This window comes from Pedobacter xixiisoli, assembly GCF_900215335.1.
GTDB lineage: Bacteria > Bacteroidota > Bacteroidia > Sphingobacteriales > Sphingobacteriaceae > Pedobacter > Pedobacter xixiisoli.
Genome location: NZ_OCMT01000004.1, coordinates 140,809 through 158,152 on the forward strand (window position 1 = coordinate 140,809; position 17,344 = coordinate 158,152).

The following is a 17,344-nucleotide window of genomic DNA, read 5'->3' on the forward strand; positions in this document are numbered from 1 at the left end:
TTGACTTTTTCACAAACCTCATCGGTTTACTTTGAATCATGCTTATTAAAGTTTCGAGGATTTTTATCAAAATGGAAAGTATTAGTATACAATAGAGTTTATGATTTAGCATACGTACACGAAAACCTTGCTCAAACCAACAAAAATGCTTATCCTTGAACTTCAACCGAACCAAATGAGCCAGTTTTCTTCTTCTCCAGTTCTTAAAACCAAAACACATTTTGAAATTTTAGATGGCTTGCGGGGCATTGCGGCTCTTGGCGTAGTTATATTTCATTTTATCGAAATGTACACACCACATCCAGATGATTTGATAGCTCACGCTTATTTGGCTGTAGATTTTTTCTTCTGTTTATCAGGATTTGTAGTTGCTTATGCTTACGATGATAGGTTACCACAGATGGGATTGAAGACGTTTTTTAAACAAAGGTTAATTAGACTGCATCCATTGGTGGTTTTAGGCACTATATTAGGAGTACTGGGATTTATCTTCGACCCATTTGGCGACCAGTGGGAAGCTTACAGTGGTTGGAAGATGGTAATGCTATTTTTTGCTTCTATTTTAATGATTCCCTATCCTATTATCGCAGAAAGAGCTTTCAACAACTTCGGTTTGAATGCTCCAGCTTGGACACTCTTTTGGGAGTATGTGGCGAACATTGTATACGCACTGATTTTGCAACGCCTTAAAAGAACTTGGTTGTTGTTACTAGCAATACTCGCTGCTGTAGTTCTTTTTTACGTGGCAAAATCTTCTGGAAATACAAGCGGAGGCTGGTCGAAAGATAACTTTTGGCATGGCGGTGCTAGGGTAGCTTTCTCGTTTTTAGCAGGTATGTGCATCTTCCGTTATCAAGGTATTATCAAGAACAAACTTGGCTTTCCGCTATTAGCACTTTTGCTGGCTTTAGCATTCTTTGTGCCGTACAATGACAGCTGGAACTGGATTAGCGAACCTTTAATCATCGTGATTTACTTTCCGTTTTTGGTTGCTCTGGGAGCAGGAGCTACTTTAAATCCAGCACAGCAGGGTATTTGTAGATTTTCTGGCCAAATGTCTTATCCACTGTACATCACCCACTATTTTGCGTTATGGGCTTTCGGAAATTATTACGCACAGGAACAACCGAGCCATCAGACACTTTTTTGGGTTATTCCATCAGTGATTGCTGTACAGCTTTTTATTGCTTATTTAGCTATGAAATTTTACGATTTACCTATCAGAAAATGGCTATCACCAAAGTAGGTCAAAAAAACTATTTTACTTCTTCGTAATCTACAAAGTCTCCCAAGTTATCAGAGTTGCCTTTTCTTTTTTCTTTCTTAGGCATATGGTCAATAGAGATTGTACCTTCTGGTCTAGATGGACGTTGTTGTTGGCCAGTGGCCTGTTGTTGCATTTTGCTAAAGGCATTTTTAACTACCATAGGAAATATTATCCTAAGTAGTAATCTAATTACCCATAAAACAATGATTGCTATTATTAAAAACTTAATTATACCCATTTTTATACTGTTATTACAAATATAGACTTTGCGTTAAGCTTTTTGTTTCAATTAACGATTTTCATTGCAATTTCATTACAATTCTATTTAACGTCTATTTATTTGTTACAATATTAAGGTAAGGGATATCTATTTGATCATTGGAGCGATTCAATGCTATAATCTCCTTGATCCACTTTGCAGACGCGAGAAATTCGTTTGGATAGCTTATCTTTTCATTTTCTACAAAAACTGAATATTTTCGATAATTTTTGTTCACCTTGAATCTTTTAAAAAGTTTAGCAAGTGAAATTAGTTTAACATTCTTTTTGAGTGTAACCAGAATTACACCGTTGGCACCACGATAGCCATAGATTGCAGTCGATGATGCATCTTTTAAAATTTCAATTTTCTCAATGTCGTTTGGATTCATCAAGGCCATAAAGGCTTTACTGTCGGCAAGCGGTATTCCATTAACGACCATTAGCGGCTCATTAGGTATTGGCGTACCTACCGAAATTAGTCGATGGGGATTTTGAGCAAAAACAAACGTACTCGAGACTAAAAGGAAGAACAAAAGAAATAATCGCATCTATCTAATTTTTAAATAAGGATGAAACTATATCGCTTTTTCCATAATTTATTAACCTTCTGCTACAATTTCGCAAACTCTACCTATCTGCCCATCGTCTAAACGTACTTTTATACCTCTAGAATGGAAAGCTGAAGAGGTTAACAATTTTTCTACCACACCATAAGTTACGTTTCCGCTTCTTTGGTCTTTTTTAAGAATGATGCCCACTTCTAAACCTGGGTAAATTTCGTTTCTATTTTGTCCTTGCATTAATTGGGTTGTTGGTTGTTTTGTTTTTTAGTTCATTGGGTTGGTTAATTAGGCTAGGCGACAAGCCAAAACGTATAACGTATAACCTAAAACTTATTACCTACTTCCCAAACCTTTCTTCAAATACTTTTTCTAGAGCAAACATTTCATCACGTAAGCGGGCAGCCAACAAGAAGTCCATTTCTTTAGCAGCTTTTTGCATTTCCTTACGAGATTTATCTAATGCTTTTTGCAATTCTGGCTTGGTCATGTATTGCACTACAGGGTCTGCCGCAATGCTCACTTCGTCTACTTCTACGTAAGCTTTTGCTCTCTCTTTTTGCTTTTCAGAAACTTCTAAAACAGAAGTTTGCTCCATGATTTCCTCTCTGGTTTTGCCTACTGTTTTTGGCGTAATCCCATGTTCTAAGTTATAGGCAATTTGTTTTTCTCTACGCCTGTTGGTTTCGCTAATGGTACGCTCCATCGAATCGGTAATGTCATCGGCATACATAATTACACGCCCCCTATCATTACGGGCTGCACGACCAATGGTTTGAATCAACGCTCTATCCGAGCGTAAGAAACCTTCCTTATCTGCATCTAAAATAGCTACGAAACTTACTTCTGGTAAATCTAATCCCTCACGCAGCAAGTTAATTCCGATTAACACATCAAATTCGCCTAAGCGTAAACCACGTAAAATCTCTACACGCTCTAATGTTTTCACTTCCGAGTGGATGTAACGACATTTGATGTTCAATCTGTCCATGTATTTGGTCAACTCTTCGGCCATGCGTTTGGTTAAGGTAGTTACCAAAACTCTATCACCTTGCTTAATGGTTTTATCAATCTCGTCCAACAAATCATCCACTTGGTTTATCGCAGGGCGGATTTCAATTAAAGGATCTAGCAAACCCGTTGGTCTAATTACCTGTTCTATAACCACCCCGTCTGATTTCTGCAATTCATAATCTGCTGGAGTAGCACTTACATAAATAGTTTGCGGTGCTAAACTTTCAAACTCTTCAAAATTTAAAGGTCTATTATCCAGCGCCGATGGCAAGCGGAAACCGTATTCTACCAATGATAGCTTACGAGACCTATCGCCGCCGTACATTGCCCTAATTTGAGGCACAGTTACGTGACTTTCGTCAATCACCATCAGGTAATCATCTGGGAAATAATCTAACAAACAGAAGGGACGCATTCCTGGTGTACGACCATCGAAGAAACGAGAGTAATTCTCAATTCCAGAGCAGTAGCCCAATTCTTTCATCATTTCAATATCGAAGTTTACACGTTCTTCTAAACGCTTGGCTTCTAAATTCAATCCATCGCCTAAAAGCTGATTTTTGCGAACTTCCAATTCTTCTTGTATGCCCCAAATAGATTGATTAAATCTATCTTTTGGAGTTACGAAAAGATTAGCTGGATAAATGGAAATGTCTTCTAGTTTTTCTATAGTTTTCCCCGTTATTGGGTCAATGGCCGTTAATTCTTCAATGTCATCCCCAAAAAAGGAAATGCGATAAGCGTGATCCATGTAGGCTGGGTAAATATCAACCGTGTCTCCTTTTACTCGGAATGTACCTCGTTTAAAGTCATTGATGGTACGGGCATATAAAATTTCCACTAAATGGTGCAAAAAAGCATTTCTACTTACCCTAGTTCCAACACCAAAACGATAGACAGACTTCGAGAAATCTTCGGGGTTACCCATACCGTAGATGCAAGAAATAGAAGAAACAATAATGACATCTCTACGCCCAGAAATTAAAGAAGAGGTAGAACGCAAACGTAACTTCTCTATCTCTTCATTGATCTGTAAATCTTTCTCAATGTAAGTATTGGTAGTAGGCATATAAGCCTCTGGCTGATAATAATCGTAGTAGGAAACGAAGTAGTTGACCGCATTTTCGGGAAAAAACTGCTTCATCTCGCCATACAACTGCGCTGCCAAAGTTTTGTTGTGACTAAGGATGAGCGTTGGCTTTTGGGTTTGCTCAATTACATTGGCAATGGTAAATGTTTTACCCGAACCTGTTACCCCTAATAAGGTTTGATAATGTTCGGCTGCATTTACACCTTCTACCAACTGTTTTATTGCTCCTGGCTGGTCTCCAGTGGGTTTATAATCAGAGATGAGTTTGAACTTCATTACTACAAAGATACGGTTTAGGGATTAACCAAAATCGCATGCCAGAAGTTTTTATTTTCCTTCATTTATCTTATAAAAACCTATTTGCTAAGGCGAGAATTATTATAAACCCAGCATTATTTGCTGATGATTCTTCTGCCCCGTACAGACGCGATATTTTGTGTCTCTTATGCATTTGACTACTCTTAATAGGGAACGCAAGATTGCACCGCTTTTAGGATACGCAAGATTTTGCGTCTCTGCCGGTGACAAATGACAAAACCCCGATAAAATCGGGGTTTCCATTCAAACAATATATGCTAAAATCAACGGATGATTCGTTATTGAAAAACGCGAACATAATCCACAATATATTTTTGTGGGAAAACGGTACTTGCATTTGGAGAACCAGGCCAGTTACCACCAACGGCTAGGTTAAGCAGAAGAAAGTAAGGACGTCTAAACTCGTCTTTGTTGGCACCTGTAGTATCAAAAGTATAGAATTCTATATTGTCTAGATACCATTTGATCGAGCTGGCTGTCCAAACAATGGAGAACACGTGGAACTTATCATAGAAATCGCCAGATGGCAAAGTAGTTGATCCTCCGACATATTTGTGTCCGCCATCTTCGTAGTGTACGGTACCATGAAGCGTGTTATCCTTTCCAGGACCACCGCCCACCATTTCCATGATGTCTATTTCGCCAGAGAACGGCCAAGGCGTAGTGCGGATATTTGCACCTAAGGCCCAAAATGCTGGCCAGATACCTTGTCCTTTTGGTAATTTTGCCCTCATTTCTATCCGACCATAAAGGAAATCCTTTTTAGCCTCTGTAGTTAATCTCGAAGAAGTATACTCTTTACCGCCAAACGATTCCTTTTTTGCAGTAATGGTTAGGTAACCGTTGTGCACCTTCGTATTTTCTTTGCGATAGTACTGTAGTTCCCAGTTACCCCAACCTTCTGTACCATTTCCTTCTTCGAAATTCCAAAATTGGGTATCTAGAGCAGATCCATTAAACTCATCTCTCCATACCAAAGTCATACCTGGGTAGCTTTCTGGAGAAATATATCCTGCATTATCTATCACTTCATTTTTATCAACAGTAATTTGTTTGGTGATTTCTGTCGATTTATCACCTGCATAGGCAATCACTTTTACGGTATAAGTTCCGCTTTCAGCATAAATGGTGTAAGCTTTACCATCGTTAGATCTAATGCTTTCGTTAGTTCCCTGTCCGAATGAGAATAAGTAGCGTTCTGCGTTGTTTGCTTTCGCTACGAAATCTACTCTGCCCGAACCGTCGTCACTGATATTAGCTACCAATTCTAAACTAGTAGGAGCCGCCGCACTTGCTTCCTTTTTACAACTGATGTTTAACATCAACAAAGGCAATATCAGTAGCCAGTTTTTAAAAAATTTGTGTGTTTTCATCTTGCAGTTTCTATTTTACGTAAAACGGGATATTCGCCGTAGCCACTTTATTCTTACCATCAGCAACGTACACAAATAAACGATAAGCTCCCGAAGCTTTAGGCGCAGTTAAACTAATTTTTCCCTTTCCGTTATCTTTAAAATTCATCTTTACCGCTTCTGGCTTATCTTCGTGATCGCCACCTTCACCAACTTTTGTCGCTTCCAGTAATACTTCCCAACGGTAGCTTAACTGATCATTATCTGGATCAAAAGCATCTACTTCAGCATTATAAGTTGCACCAGACTTAAGATAAACGCTTTGATTCGACCTCTTGTTATCTAAGGTAAAGCCATACAAATGTGGTGCTCTATTTTTAGGGAATGCCCCACTCCAAAGGTATTGCATCACATCGATCACTTCGCTTTCTTCGCCCTTGGCTGTAAAAAGACCATACCATGTTGGTGTTCTTTCTTGTTTTTGCCCCCATAAAAAAACATAAGAACCTAAGCAAATGTCCTTATCTTTTTCTACCGAATATTTGTATCTACTTAGGTAAACCGCAGCTTTTTCGCTACTGGTTTCTTCCACTGGTGCTTTCCATTCTGTCTCCAAACCTTCCCAGTGACCAGTTGGTCCCCATTCGGTTACCATGTACGCACCATTCCAACCCATAGTTTTAACCCTTGCCGGCAAAACATCTAAATCGGCATAAATATTAATGGATAAGAAATCTAGGTCTTTAGCCGATGCGTTGATATGTTCAATTTCTTTTTTGTTGATTCCAGCCAGAACCGTGGTAGCTGGATGATTGGGATCAACTTCATGGATCATCTTGGCAATATCATTTACCGCTTTCCAAACTTTAGGATTGGAATAAGACAGGTTAAGTTCGTTACCAATTCCCCAACTTAGCAAAGCTGGATGATCCTTATACTTCATCACCTCCTCTTTCACTTTCTCGAATTGCTTTTTTACGGCATTTTCGTCATCGTAATTAAAACCGTGACGCTCTGGAGCCACCCACAAACCCATCATTACGGTTAATCCATTTTTTTGTGCAGAATCTAGGATTTCCTTTGCTCCACTCGTTCCCCAAGTGCGTACAGAGTTTCCTCCGCTTGCCGCAACCCGGTGAAAATACGAAGTACCGCCGGCCCCTTTAACAAAATAAGGTTTACCGCCGCGTAGCAATTCAAATCCTTTTTCAGTTTTTCTAACTTCTACTTTAATGGGCTGAAGTTTTTCGCCAACTGGCAACGTTTCTGCGGCAAATAGGTTGCTACAAATGGTTACACACATGGCAATAGCGCCATAAAATATTTTCTGCATATGATTTATTGTCATCTTAAATCTTCACTTTCCCTAAAATGGAAAAGTGAAGATGATTTCATTAAGGATTTGGTGTTAATTTTATATTTCTCTCTCTTTCGATTTGAGGAATTGGGAAAAGGTTATAACTTTCTTTGTATACCCTATTTTCAAGAACTACTTTGCTGTAAGTAAAAGAGCCATCTGTATTTTTGATTACATTCATTCTGTGAACAGGTTGATTGAAATAGGTCATTCCTGTTTTCCAGCGTCTAACATCATAAACGCGATGTTCTTCGAAACAAAGTTCTACCCTACGTTCGTTACGGATTTTTGTACGTAATGAAGTTTGGCTAAAGTTCCTCGTCAATAGAGGCAAATTGCCTCTTGAACGCACCTTGTCCAAAGCATCATAAACAGTATCATCCGGACCGCTAAATTCGTTTCTAGCTTCGGCATAGTTTAGCAATACCTCGGCATAACGCATGTAAATCCAGTCGTTTTCACCACCTTGATAAACCGCATCAGCAGTTAAGTATTTATCATCGATAAATTTACGTAAGCCATATCCTGTTTTTGTTCTGTCTGGGTTGGTACGGCCATTTGCATTACCATCAGGAAAAACGTTTAAATCAGCACTTTGGAAAGTTTCTACAGTAATGCCCTTAAATTGTGAACCATTCATCAGCATTGCTTTATCTAAACGGGTATCACGGTTAGCGTAAGGATTTTGGGCAACATAACCAGAGCCAGCCTCTTCTGGACGTAAACCTGTAGTTCTCATTTCGAAACAATCTACTAAATCTTGCGTAGCGTGGAAAGCTCCCCAGCCACCCCAGCCTGTTGGCGTAAAACTCATGTGTAACATGTGAGCACTTTGGTGTGTACGGTTAGGACGTCCGAATTTTTTAGCAAAGATCACTTCTTTATTTCCAGCTTTAGTCATAAACAACTGATAGTAGTCTGGATATATATCATAAGTAGTCGGTGCCAAATTCATTACTTCTCTAGCAGCTTTTGCGGCATCATCCCATCTAGAAACAGTGTTGTTCGGATTATTTAACGCACTTGCATGGTACAATAACACTCTCGCTTTTAAAGCCAAAGCGGCACCTTTAGTCGCTCTTCCCAGTTCAGCATCTGGATAACTTGGTAGTAGTACCGCAGCAGCTTCATCACATTCTTTGATGATAAAAGCCACACACTCATCATAAGTATTTCTAGGCACCTGTAAATCATCATTTACGTTTTGCTCAACCGTAATTAGCGGAACTCCTCCGAAAGACTTCACCAAATCAGCATAAGCAAATGCTCTTAAAAATTTAGTCTCTGCTTTTAAACGATCTCTAAGTGCGGTATTAGTAGTTGGCACACCATCTACACGGGCAATTAAAGTATTAGCCTTTCTGATCAAGGAATAATTGACTGCCCAAAGCTGCGTACCCATCGAGAAATGAGAATTCAAATCGCCAGCCTGCACTCTGTTCATCGGTAGGTCATTATGCCCTTCGATATCATCTGTCATCATATCTAGGTTGGCAAAACCACGAGCCCAATCTTGGTCGTAACCAAAATCGCGGCGTTCGAAACCACTTAATAAGGTGCCATAGATATCGTTAACAAACTGATTAGTGAGTGTGATATCCTGAAAAACTGCTGCATCAGAAACAAAATCTATAGGTTTAATATCCAATAAATCTTTTTTGCAGGAGAAAGTTGCTAACGTAATCACCATTACGCCAACCAACCATTTATATCTTTTAATCATCTTTTTTCTTTTAATATTCATTTCAACGATTGGTTATTAGAACTGTACATTAACCCCAAAAGTGTAGGTCTTTTGTTGAGGATAGTATCTACCGATACCATTTGTATTTTCTGGATCTAGGTTAATCAAATCGGTAATCGTGAATAAGTTTTGACCTTGAGCATAGAATCTCACGTTATTAGCGCCAATTTTCGACAACAACCTGTGTTTAAGCGTGTATGCAAACTCCACATTCTTTAATCGTATGTAGCTAGAATTTTGCACCCAGAAACTGCTGTTTAAATAGTTGTTACCATTAGTATTTAAAGTTAAACGAGGCAATGGCGCATCTGGGCGAGCTGGTGTCCATCGATCTAACCACTCTGCGTTTACACGGCCCCCGTTATGGAAAGCCCAAGCTGCATTTTGCGTAAACAATTGTTGAGACTGTGCTGCTCCCTGCAATAAGAAATTCAATTCGAAACCTTTATAATTAACACCTCCGTTGATACCATAAAGAATTTGCGGTAATGAACCGTTTCCTAAGTAAGTGATATCATCATCGTTGATAATTCCATCGCCATTAATGTCTTGATATTTGATATCACCAGGGCCTGTAGATGATAAATATGCAGTATGTTTTGGTGAAGCGGCATAATCTGCTGCATCTCTAAAAATACCTATCGCTTTGTATCCATAAATCCCGCCATTTGGTCTACCCGTAATACGTCTGTAATCTGGAATGTTTGATGCTTCTGCAGCCTCAACAATTTTGTTTTTAGCGTAAGTAAAGTTACCTCCAATAAAGTAAGAGAAGTTGCTTGACAATTGCTTGTTGTGGTTTAAAATCAACTCCAAACCTTGGTTATCTACTATACCGAAGTTCTCAGCAGGTAAAGCGGCACCAAAACTCAATGGAACTGATAAAGCTCTAGTAGCTAAGATGTCTTTTCTTCTTTCTTTGAAAACGGTAACATCTACACTTAATTGGTTTTTGAATAATTTAGCCTCGATACCTGCATCCATTTTAATGGAAGTTTCCCAAGTTAAATTTTCGTTAGCAATTGCTCCAGGTGTTAAACCAGTTACAAAATTTCCACCAAATGGATAAACGTTAGGGACTAAGTTATAACGGTTATAGTAGCCAAAACGGCTAGGGATACGGTCACTTCCTAATGTTCCGTAAGAAGCTTTCAACTTCAAGAAATCAACAAATTTCAAATCTTGCATGAAGCTCTCTTTAGTTAACAACCAACCTGCAGAAAACGCTGGGAAATAACCCACTCTTTCTTTCGGCGCAAAGTTTTCAGACTCATCTCTTCTTAAACTTGCTTGGAAAAGGTATTTACCATCAAAATCATAGTTGATACGGAATGCCGCACTTCTTAATGCCGTTTTGTCTTCGCCGTCGCTTAATACTTCATTTAAAGCTGGGCCGAAGTTTAAAATTTGCAAGGCAGAGCTCTCGTAAGAGTTTCTAGCTCCATAAATTCCAGTACCTTGATTTTGTTTCTGCAAAACTAAGGCTAGTGCAGAAATGCCGTGCTTACCGAATCTTCTGTCGTAATTGATATGACCTTGTAACTCGGTACTTTGTCCTTCGCCGTATCCTTTAGATAGTGATGATTTTGATTGTGCGTTGATGGTGTAGGTCCCATCGTTATTTCTTGCATACAAAGGCACCCATTGATTCCAAGTTTTGTTATAGTTGAAATTTTTATCGAATGCTAAAACTCCTTTAATAGACAAACCTTCTACACCTGGAATCTGCTGTACAACCTGAAAATTACTCATAAAGAAATTCGCATTATTCCTGTTGTAACCGCTTTCTTCGCTAATTAAAGCTAAAGGATTTGGATAAACGCCTGGCGCTGCCAACAATCCATTAGAGAACCTAGCTGGTTGCACTGGCGGATTACGCATGGTATGTTCAAAGATGTTATCCACACTTGCTGGAGGAGATTGTTTGTTTTCAATCCTACCAGATAAATCGATCGAGATTTTTGTAGTAGAAGTAGCTTGAATATCGACGTTACTTCTCACGTTATATCTGTTATAGTTCAAAGATTTATATAAACCATCTTCATTTAAATAACCAAAAGAGGTAAAGTATTTGATTTTCTCGCTACCTCCTGATAAAGAGAGATTGTGTTGTTTTCTCGGCGCTGTTCCGCCCAATACTAAATCCATCCAATCTGTGTTAGGGTCTGCATCAGGATTTGAACCATTTCTGAAAGATTCCAAACGTTCCAAAGAAAACTCTGGTGTTGCCAAAGGATTATCGTTTAATTTAGCTTCATTATACAAAGTAGCGTACTCGTAAGAACCTAAGGCGTTTGGCAATCTAGTTACTTTAGAGAAACCGTAGTTAAAAGAATAATTTGCACTGATCTGGCCAGCTTTACCACGTTTGGTAGTTACTAAGACAACACCGTTTGCACCTTTCACACCGAAAATTGCAGCAGACGAAGCGTCTTTCAAGATACTTACACTTTCAATCTCGTTCGGATCCATTTGGCCGAAATCACGCCCAGAACGTACCACTCCATCAATTACGAATAGCGGTTCCATGCTGCCACCTCCAAAAGTAGAATTACCCCTGATGAAGATTTGCGTACCGTCAGCGCCTGGCTCTCCTGAAGGTTGTTTGGTAATTACCCCTGGCGTACGACCAGCTAGGGCGTTACTCAAATCACCAACGGGCGTTTGTACCAATTGCTTGTTATTTACAGTAGCCACCGAACCTGTTACATTGCTTCTTTTTTGAGTACCGAAACCTACTACAACAACGTCGTTTAAGGTATTGGCGGCATCATCCATTACAATATTAACCGTTTCCGATTTGGTAACGATAATTTCCTGGGTAGTCATCCCGATAAACGAGAATACCAATGTAGTACCCGCTTTAGGCACTGTGATAGAATATTTACCATCTGTTGTGGTAGAAACACCTGTTGTTGTTCCCTTAACAATTACCGAAACACCCGGAATTTCCTGTCCTGTTTTGTCCTTAATTACTCCAGAAACCGTGAGGCTCTGGGCAAATGCCTCTGGCAAGGCAATCGAACAAATCAGTAATACGATCAATAGTCGAATTCTTTTCATATTTATATTTGGCTTTAATTAACTAATAATAGGTACTTACTTTTTAACGAAACGCATTTGGTGTACTACGGCACCTACTTTTCCAGAACGCAGAACCATTTCGCTTGCAGTAATAGAAATGATACGGTAATTATTTGACGACGGATCGGTAATTCCGATAAATCTATCAGGAGCGTTGCCAGGAATAGTAATAGTTGCAATGCCGGCTCCTTCTACAGTTTTACTGAAAGTGAAAGCAGACTCATAAGATCTATCACTTCCGCAATTTCCACCGTGTAAAGTTTGACCGTTTGCTCTGTAAGTTAATTTAAATGCATTATTCGTAAAGGTGAAAGTATAATCATCATCTACCTGACAATTTACCAACGCCCCTCCTCCGTAATACTCTCCTGGGTTGTTCTCTGTACCCACAATAATTGGGGCCGCCGAAGCTGCATCTAATTTCCAAGTGTGCGCAGTTAATAGCTTGTAAGTCGCATCATTAAGGGTAGGTGTAAAATCATCTTGCTCAACTATCACAGGCTGTGTAGCAATATCGTAACCGCCTTCGCCATGCGCATACAATTTCACATTGTAAGTTCCTTTAGTGATGAAGTAAGCTTCGATAGAAGAACCTCCAGACTTCAAACCTTCGTTTAATCCGAAATCCCATTGGTAACGATAAGCTCCCTGAGAGGTGCTTTCTAAAAGATAGGTGTTTTGCTTTCCTGCTACTTTGGATACCTTAAAAGATGCCTTCGCAGAAGTTCCTAGTTTACTGGCATAATCTTCTTCTTTACAACCAAAGTTGAACAAAGTAATTAATGCCAAAAATAAAAGACAATGATGCCTTACAAAAGACTTGCAGTTCATATGATTTTAATATTTGGTTATTGTTATCGAATGTAAAATTATGTTGAACCGCTACATACATCCAAATTTCCAGCCCCTACAAAACTACATCAAAACCGCTTAAAACGTAACTAGAGCATAGTTTATAACTACATCATTGTAAGAAACGAAGTTTTTGTCTACTTTTATTTTGTTAATGAAACACCAAATATTTTCCTTACTCCTATTTTCGATAAGCTTCTTGGGTTTTGCTCAAAATCCAATAGGTATGCCCGATATTGTAAATTATGAGAACACAACTTATAGTGCTGGAACTCATAACTGGGATATTCAACAAGACCGCAATGGCGTGATGTACTTTGCTAATGATGAAGGCGTACTTACTTTTGATGGTAGCAGATGGAAAGTATACCCTCTTCCAAACAAAACTATTGTAAGGTCTATCAAAATTGGTAACGACAATAAAATCTATGCTGGTGGTCAAGGCGATTTCGGATTTTTCTCTCCAAACGAAAATGGAAAGCTAATTTTCACAAGCCTGAAGGAAAAAATACCAAGCCAATATCGCTCTTTTGCAGATATATGGAATGTACATAGTTTAGGGGGTGCCATATTTTTTCGAGCGGAAAACAACATCTTTAAATGGCAAAACGATAAAATCACTGTTTTACAAACAAAAACAAAGTGGCTTTATATGGGAATGGCCAACAATACCATTATTGCTCACGAGAAAGACAAAGGTTTATTAAAGCTTTCCGGTAATAGCTGGTTGCCGCTTTTAACAGGCTCCGTTCCTTACGATTTTATGGTGAGTTCCATCTCTCAATTTGGAAAAGACACCATTCTTGTAAGTTCATTTGCGCATGGGCTGCATACAATACAAGGTGGTCAAATAACGCCTGTAAAAGCCGCTGGAAACATTTTAAACATCAGCAATGCCCGTAGAATAGATCATAATTCCATAGCTATAGCCACACTCTACAATGGCTGTTATTTAATGGATAATAACGGAAAACTAATTTACCATCTTTCTAAAAGCTCTGGATTACAAAACAACGCCATTATTGGTCTCTTCAAAGATAATAGTAATAACATCTGGCTTGGACTAGCAGACGGCATCAGTTTTATTGCCAATAATAACGCGATCAAACATATCAATCCGGCGATATTTGACAACGCAGCTGGTCATACCTCCATGATTTACAACAATAAGCTGTTTGTTGGTTTGTCGAATGGCTTTTACAGTCTTCCTTTAGTTGGGGAAAAAGATATCAGTGCTACGCAGAACAATTTCGCTACCGTACCCAACGCCAACGGACAGGCTTGGGGAATGAACATCGTTAACGGAAAATTATTGTTGGGGAGGCATGAAGGGGCTTTTGAACTCACAGAAAAAGGAGCCCAGCCTGTATCTACAGCTCAAGGTTATTGGAACTTTTCAAGTTACCATCAACCAAATGCTAGTTCTCCAACAGTTTTAGCTGGCAACTATAATGGAATTTCTATTTTAAACTACGCGAATAATCAGTTCAATGTAGTTGGAACTATTAATAATTTTACCGAATCTGCCAGATTTGTCGTCGCCGATAACAAGAACAACGTTTGGGTTTCCCATCCTTATAAAGGTGTGTATAAAATTGCCTTAACAGGTATGCGCACCAAAAGCGTAACACTTTATACCGATAAAAAAGGCTTGCCTTCAACTTTTAACAACCACATTTATCAAGTTAAAAACAGAATTGTAGTTGGTACCGAAAAGGGCGTTTACGAATATAATACGACTAAAGACCGCTTCGAAATTTCGAGTTATTTTGAACCTATTTTCGAAAAAAAATATGTGAGATACCTTAAGGAAGATGCGCAGGGCAATATCTGGTTTATTGAAGAAAAGAAACTTGGGGTGGCACGATACAATGGCAAAACCTACAAGTTGCTTTACATTCCAGAGCTGAATGGTAAAACTTTAGGTGGCTTTGAACACATCAACTGTGTGGACAAAAACAATGTATTTATAGGTGCACAAAAAGGGTTTTATCATCTCAACTACGAAAAATATTTGGCTAATGATGGTAAACAGCAAGTGCGCATCAGTTTGGTTAAGGCTTTTGGAAAATCAGATATTGGATTATTTGGCGGTTACTTTGGCAATGTAAATGAAAATGCGGAACAGAAGGAAATCCCTAAAATTAAGCACGGCTGGAATTCTTTTCACTTCGAATATTCATCGACGGTAAACCGAAACAAGGAAAACACTTTTTACAGTTGTTACCTAAAAGGATTTGATGAAAAGTGGTCGGCATTAGACAAGAAAACCGAAAAAGACTACACCAACTTGCCAGCAGGTCACTACACCTTTATGGTAAAAACTCAGGATAACCTAGGGAACGAATCGCCTGTGGCCACCTACGAGTTTACTATTTTACCACCTTGGTACCAAAGCATTGTGGCTTATTTGGTGTACGGATTAATCTTTTTAGGCATTATTTACCTAGTGTACAAAAGGCAGCAAAGAAAAATCACGAACCAACGTATTGCTTTCCAAAGAGAGCAAGAGCATACCAAATACATGCACCAGTTGGAGATGGATAAGTCTGAAAAGGAAATTATCAAGCTTAAAAATGAAAAGTTGGAGTTAGAAATTGATACCAAAAACTCGGAACTGGCTTCTAACACCATGCACTTGGTACAAAAGGCAGATATGATGTTGAAGATTAAAAACGAGCTTTTCAAACTTAAAAACGAGCTGAAGGATGATTCTCAAACTGCCGACTTTAACAAAATCATTAGGTTGCTAAGCGCCGAAGAAAAATCCGACGAAAGTTGGGAGCAATTCTCTGTCCACTTCGACAAAGTTCACGTAGATTTTATTAAGCATTTGAAAGATAAATTCCCATCAATAACCAGTAACGAGCTGCGTTTATCAGCTTACCTCAAGATGAACCTTTCTACCAAGGAAATAGCAACGCTGATGAAAATATCGCCAAGAGGGGTAGAAATTGGCAGGTATAGATTAAGAAAAAAATTGAATATTCCGAGTGCTGTGAATTTGTTCGAGTTTTTTAATGCGGTGTAAATAGAATTAGAAAATCATTAGAATTTTCGCAAACCTTTTCATTTTAAAGTGCTTAATTCATTAACTTAGTGAATATGCAACTGCTCGTTTTTAGTCCTCAGGTTACCCCTCGTATCAAATACATCTTCAACTTTGTTTTTAGAGAGGTATTACGTTGTGATTTCGATTTCACCAGCGTTGCCAACCAGTTTAAGGAATACGCAGGCCCCAAGTTTAGTTATGCAGAAAATTCGCTGGGTAGCGAGCTATTCTTTAAAGCTCACGGCCTATTGAGCAAAAACAACATCGAAAAACAAGATATCGCTTTCACTGATTTCGGAACTGAAAGAGTTCCTTTTGCGGTTGAAAGCAGCGTGTTACCTTTCGATATTTTTGCAGCTTCTTTTTATTTCATCAGCAGATATGAAGAGTACTTACCTTACACCGCGGATGAGCATTTAAGGTTTCCGGCAGAAGCGAGCCTACAGTATGAGCTTGGCTTGCTAAAAACTCCCGTTATCGACCAATGGAGTATTATTTTAAAAAACTTATTGCACAGCAAATTACCCAATCTCCATTTTGGCAGTAGGAAATTTGAGTTTATCCCTACTATTGATATCGACAGGGCTTACCATTTCAAATCTAGCGGCATAATTAAAAACACAGCCCGTTTAATTAGGGCAATAGCCAAAGCCGATACCGAGCGATTAAGTAACATCATCAACACTGGTTTAGGCAAGAGGAAGGACCCTTTCGATACCTATGCTTTTTTGCATCAGATACATGAAAAGTATGGCTTAACTCCTATTTTCTTTTTCTTGCTTTCGCACAAAGGCGATACAGCACACGATGTGAACATCCACCCTAACGACGAATTGCTAAAAACGCTAATTAGGGATACCGAGAAGATCGCTAAAATTGGTATACATCCATCTTACGCATCCAATAACAATACAATTAAGCTAAGGGAAGAAAAAGCGCTACTTGATACTTTGCTAGATAAAAACATTGATATTTCGAGACAACACTATCTTAAGCTGCATTTACCTAAAACTTACCTTCAGTTAATTAAAGCAGGAATTAACCACGATTACACGATGGGTTATGCTTCGCAGGTTGGTTTTAGAGCAGGAACTTGTACGCCATTTTTTTGGTACGATTTACAGCTCGAAAAACAATCACACTTAAAAGTACACCCTTTTGCTGTAATGGATGCCACTTTACTCAAATACCTAAAATTACAGCCCAATCAAGCTACAATGCTCATTAACGAACTCGTTGAAAGTGTAAAAATGGTTGATGGCACATTTCACAGCTTATGGCATAACGAGAGTATTTCGGAAACTGGGAATTGGAAAGGCTGGAAAGAGGTTTATGAACAAATGATGGCACTTTCGATTTTCAGTTAACAGTTTTCATTAGGCAATGGGCAATG

The 17,344-nt window shown here is 38.8% G+C and carries 12 protein-coding genes; 3 read left to right on the forward strand and 9 right to left on the reverse strand.

Annotated elements, in window-relative coordinates; genetic code table 11:
- The first annotated feature begins 145 nt into the window (after positions 1–145).
- The gene (locus tag CRO54_RS16710) at positions 146–1,246 is read left to right on the forward strand and encodes an acyltransferase family protein (RefSeq protein WP_240775165.1); all 1,101 of its coding nucleotides are present in this window, start codon (positions 146–148) and stop codon (positions 1,244–1,246) included.
- A 10-nt stretch (positions 1,247–1,256) separates the two neighbouring features.
- On the opposite strand, the gene CRO54_RS16715 is transcribed toward CRO54_RS16710, so the two are convergent.
- The 9 genes from CRO54_RS16715 to CRO54_RS16755 form a co-directional block, all read right to left on the reverse strand.
- Positions 1,257–1,505 carry a DUF4834 family protein gene (locus CRO54_RS16715; RefSeq protein WP_097133234.1) on the reverse strand — a complete coding sequence of 83 codons (249 nt, stop codon included), beginning with the start codon at positions 1,503–1,505 and terminating at the stop codon, positions 1,257–1,259.
- Between the two features lie 94 nt (positions 1,506–1,599).
- Positions 1,600–1,968: a TonB-dependent receptor plug domain-containing protein gene (locus CRO54_RS21750; RefSeq protein ID WP_171047962.1), complete on the reverse strand. Its 369-nt coding sequence runs from the start codon at positions 1,966–1,968 to the stop codon at positions 1,600–1,602.
- Positions 1,969–2,127: 159 nt separating this feature from the next.
- Positions 2,128–2,328 carry a YwbE family protein gene (locus CRO54_RS16725; RefSeq protein WP_097133235.1) on the reverse strand — a complete coding sequence of 67 codons (201 nt, stop codon included), beginning with the start codon at positions 2,326–2,328 and terminating at the stop codon, positions 2,128–2,130.
- A 100-nt stretch (positions 2,329–2,428) separates the two neighbouring features.
- A complete protein-coding gene (gene uvrB / locus CRO54_RS16730; protein ID WP_097133236.1) occupies positions 2,429–4,468 on the reverse strand; it encodes an excinuclease ABC subunit UvrB in 2,040 nt (679 codons plus the stop codon).
- A 320-nt stretch (positions 4,469–4,788) separates the two neighbouring features.
- On the reverse strand, positions 4,789–5,883 hold the full coding sequence (locus tag CRO54_RS16735) for a glycoside hydrolase family 16 protein (RefSeq protein WP_097133237.1): 1,095 nt from the start codon (positions 5,881–5,883) through the stop codon (positions 4,789–4,791).
- Between the two features lie 10 nt (positions 5,884–5,893).
- On the reverse strand, positions 5,894–7,195 hold the full coding sequence (locus CRO54_RS16740) for a glycoside hydrolase family 2 TIM barrel-domain containing protein (RefSeq protein ID WP_097133238.1): 1,302 nt from the start codon (positions 7,193–7,195) through the stop codon (positions 5,894–5,896).
- Positions 7,196–7,256: 61 nt separating this feature from the next.
- The gene (locus CRO54_RS16745; RefSeq protein ID WP_097133239.1) at positions 7,257–8,963 is read right to left on the reverse strand and encodes a RagB/SusD family nutrient uptake outer membrane protein; all 1,707 of its coding nucleotides are present in this window, start codon (positions 8,961–8,963) and stop codon (positions 7,257–7,259) included.
- 15 nt (positions 8,964–8,978) lie between these two features.
- Positions 8,979–12,026, reverse strand: a complete 3,048-nt coding sequence (locus tag CRO54_RS16750) for a SusC/RagA family TonB-linked outer membrane protein (RefSeq protein WP_097133240.1) — start codon at positions 12,024–12,026, stop codon at positions 8,979–8,981.
- Between the two features lie 36 nt (positions 12,027–12,062).
- Positions 12,063–12,878 (reverse strand): lipocalin family protein, encoded by an 816-nt coding sequence (locus CRO54_RS16755; protein WP_097133241.1) that lies wholly within the window; start codon positions 12,876–12,878, stop codon positions 12,063–12,065.
- Positions 12,879–13,125: 247 nt separating this feature from the next.
- Here CRO54_RS16755 and CRO54_RS16760 point away from each other — a divergent pair, with 247 nt between their 5' ends.
- A complete protein-coding gene (locus CRO54_RS16760; protein ID WP_171047960.1) occupies positions 13,126–15,930 on the forward strand; it encodes a ligand-binding sensor domain-containing protein in 2,805 nt (934 codons plus the stop codon).
- A gap of 74 nt (positions 15,931–16,004) precedes the next feature.
- The gene (locus CRO54_RS16765; protein WP_097133243.1) at positions 16,005–17,318 is read left to right on the forward strand and encodes a polysaccharide deacetylase family protein; all 1,314 of its coding nucleotides are present in this window, start codon (positions 16,005–16,007) and stop codon (positions 17,316–17,318) included.
- The last annotated feature ends 26 nt before the right edge of the window (positions 17,319–17,344 follow it).

Excerpts from the sequence above, each read along its gene's own strand:
- CRO54_RS16710 (WP_240775165.1), top strand. The coding sequence starts at position 146 with ATGCTTATCCTTGAACTTCAACCGAACCAAATGAGCCAGTTTTCTTCT.
- CRO54_RS16715 (WP_097133234.1), bottom strand. The coding sequence starts at position 1,505 with ATGGGTATAATTAAGTTTTTAATAATAGCAATCATTGTTTTATGGGTA.
- CRO54_RS21750 (WP_171047962.1), bottom strand. The coding sequence starts at position 1,968 with ATGGTCGTTAATGGAATACCGCTTGCCGACAGTAAAGCCTTTATGGCC.
- CRO54_RS16725 (WP_097133235.1), bottom strand. The coding sequence starts at position 2,328 with ATGCAAGGACAAAATAGAAACGAAATTTACCCAGGTTTAGAAGTGGGC.
- uvrB (WP_097133236.1), bottom strand. The coding sequence starts at position 4,468 with ATGAAGTTCAAACTCATCTCTGATTATAAACCCACTGGAGACCAGCCA.
- CRO54_RS16735 (WP_097133237.1), bottom strand. The coding sequence starts at position 5,883 with ATGAAAACACACAAATTTTTTAAAAACTGGCTACTGATATTGCCTTTG.
- CRO54_RS16740 (WP_097133238.1), bottom strand. The coding sequence starts at position 7,195 with ATGCAGAAAATATTTTATGGCGCTATTGCCATGTGTGTAACCATTTGT.
- CRO54_RS16745 (WP_097133239.1), bottom strand. The coding sequence starts at position 8,963 with ATGAATATTAAAAGAAAAAAGATGATTAAAAGATATAAATGGTTGGTT.
- CRO54_RS16750 (WP_097133240.1), bottom strand. The coding sequence starts at position 12,026 with ATGAAAAGAATTCGACTATTGATCGTATTACTGATTTGTTCGATTGCC.
- CRO54_RS16755 (WP_097133241.1), bottom strand. The coding sequence starts at position 12,878 with ATGAACTGCAAGTCTTTTGTAAGGCATCATTGTCTTTTATTTTTGGCA.
- CRO54_RS16760 (WP_171047960.1), top strand. The coding sequence starts at position 13,126 with ATGCCCGATATTGTAAATTATGAGAACACAACTTATAGTGCTGGAACT.
- CRO54_RS16765 (WP_097133243.1), top strand. The coding sequence starts at position 16,005 with ATGCAACTGCTCGTTTTTAGTCCTCAGGTTACCCCTCGTATCAAATAC.